The sequence below is a fragment of the Mycobacterium asiaticum genome, from assembly GCF_001668675.1.
GTDB lineage: Bacteria > Actinomycetota > Actinomycetes > Mycobacteriales > Mycobacteriaceae > Mycobacterium > Mycobacterium asiaticum_D.
On record NZ_LZKQ01000214.1, the window covers coordinates 1 to 2537 of the forward strand.

1 protein-coding gene is annotated in these 2537 nt (G+C 64.7%); it reads right to left on the reverse strand.

Going from position 1 to position 2537, the window contains the following annotated elements:
* On the reverse strand, positions 1-2537 hold a 2537-nt coding region (locus A9X01_RS18585; protein WP_155772155.1), incomplete at both ends, for a non-ribosomal peptide synthetase.

Here is a 2537-nt window from a genome sequence, read left to right on the forward strand (position 1 = left end):
ACGCCGATCGGGCTGGCGTTTCGCTCGACATCGCTGCTGAGGATCTCCCTGAACGAGGCGTGCACCGTCGTCTCGGTGATGCCATACATATTGATGAGGCGGGCCAACCCCGGGTGATTGTTCAGCCAGGTCGCGAGGCGCTGGGGCTCGAGCGCTTCACCGCCGAATACGACGGTGGAGAGCTTGAGTTGATCAGCGAGCTCGGGTGCGAGCGCATCGGCGGTCTGCAGCGCATAAAACGCCGACGGCGTCTGACTCAGCACGCTGACCTGTTCACGGACGAGCACTCCGAGCAGGTCTTCCGGTGAGCGGACCACCGGCTCGGGCACGACCACCAGCCGGCCGCCGTACAACAGCGCACCCCAGATCTCCCACACCGAGTAGTCGAACGCCAGGGAATGACACTGCGACCACACCTGCCCTGAAAGCTCGAGTTCGGCGTCCAATGTCTCCAGCAGTCGCGTGACGTTGCGGTGACTGACGGCGACGCCCTTGGGGACGCCGGTCGTGCCCGAGGTGTAAATGAGGTAGGCGATGTCGTCCTCTGTCGGCGCCGGCAGTCCGGTGCTGGGTTGAGCACCGATGCGGGGATCGCTGACATCGATGACCGGCAGCTCGTAGCTCTCCAGACGCTCGGCCAGATCGGCGGTCGTTACCGCCGCGACCGGGGCGGCATCGCCGAGCATGAACTCCATGCGCGCGGCGGGCTGTGCCGGATCGATCGGCACATAGGTCGCCCCGGTTTTGAGCACCGCCAGGATGGCTACGATCGCCTCGGCCGAACGGGAGAATAACAACGCCACCCGCTCGCCGGGGCGCACGCCCAAGCCGATCAACAAGTGCGCCAACCGGTTTGATGCTTCATCAAGCTCGCGATAGGTCATCGACTGGCCAGCGAAACTGAGCGCTACCGCCTCCGGAGCCCGGGCCACCTGCGCGGCGAACACCGCCGGAATCGACACCCCCAACCCCGCCGGCCGAGCCAACGCCGCCCGATTACCCCACCCCTCCAACTGGGCAAGCTCACCAGCACCCAACACATCCACCGACGACAACCGCGCCGCCGGATCAACGGTCATCGCCAGCACCACCCGCTGCAACCGCTCGATCAACACCTCAATGCTGGCCGCATCGAACACATCAGTGCGAAACTCCACCTCCCCACCAATCCCGGCAGGCTCACCAGCATCGGTCCAACGCTCAGCCAACGACCACGTCAAATCCATACGCGCAGTATGGGTATCGGCCCGCAACGGCGTGACCTGCAAATCCCCCAACATCGCCCCGGCCGCATCACCGTCTTGCCAGTTCTGCCACGCCAACATCACCTGAACCAACGGATGATGCGTCAACGACCGCGCCGGATTGAGCCGCTCCACCAACACCTCAAACGGCACATCCTGATGCTCATAGGCAGCCAAACTGCGCTGACGCACCTGCGCCAACAACTCCGCCACCGTGGGATCAGCACCCAAATCCACCCGCAACACCAACGTGTTGACGAAAAAACCCACCAACTCATCTAGCGCAGGATCACGCCGCCCCGCGATCGGAAACCCCACCGCCACATCAACACTGGCGCTGATCTTCGACAACAACACCGCCAACGCAGCCTGCACCACCATGAAACTGGTCGCATTATGCTCACCGGCCACCTGACGCACCCGCGCCTGCAACTCAGCCGGCCACTCCACCGCCACCGTGGCCCCGCGATAATCCGCCACCGCCGGATACGGCCGATCCGTAGGCAACTGCACCCGCTCGGGCATCCCGGCCAACACATCTTCCCAATACGCCAACTGCCCAGCGATACGACTACCACTGTCCTCGAGCTCACCAAACTGCGCCCGCTGCCACAACGTGTAATCGACATACTGCACCGCTAACGGCGCCCACCCCGGCACCTGCCCCACCGACCGACCGGCATAGGCCACACCCAAATCCCGCACCAACGGCCCCACCGAAGCCCCATCAGCAGCGATATGATGCACCACCGCCACCAACACATGCTCATCCTCGGCGACACGGAAAAGCTGCGCCCGCAACGGAATCTCAACCGCCAAATCAAACGCATACCGCGCCGCAGCCCCGATCGCCTCCTCCAACCGGCCCACCGACCAACCAGCAGCATCCACCACCCGCCAACCGAAATCGGCTTGCTCAGTTGGGATGACTATTTGCTGAGCCGTTCCCTCCAGGGTGGCGAACACGGTGCGCAGGCTCTCGTGACGGTCCACCACGTCAGACAGCGCCGCACCCAACGCCTCGACATCCAGGGGTCCGCGCAGCCGCAGCGCCACCGCCAAGTTGTAGACCGGTGACGGGCCATGCAGCTGATCCAGGAACCACAACCGGTTCTGCGCGAACGACAGCGGAACCACCGCAGGCCGCTCAACAGCCACCAACGGCTCCAACGCGGCGCCACCGGCACCGATACGGGGCGCCAGCCGGGCAACCGTCGGCGCCTCGAACAGGGTCCGTACCGCCAGGCCGGCGTCTAGTGTCGTGTTGATGGCGGCGATGACCCGCATCGCCGA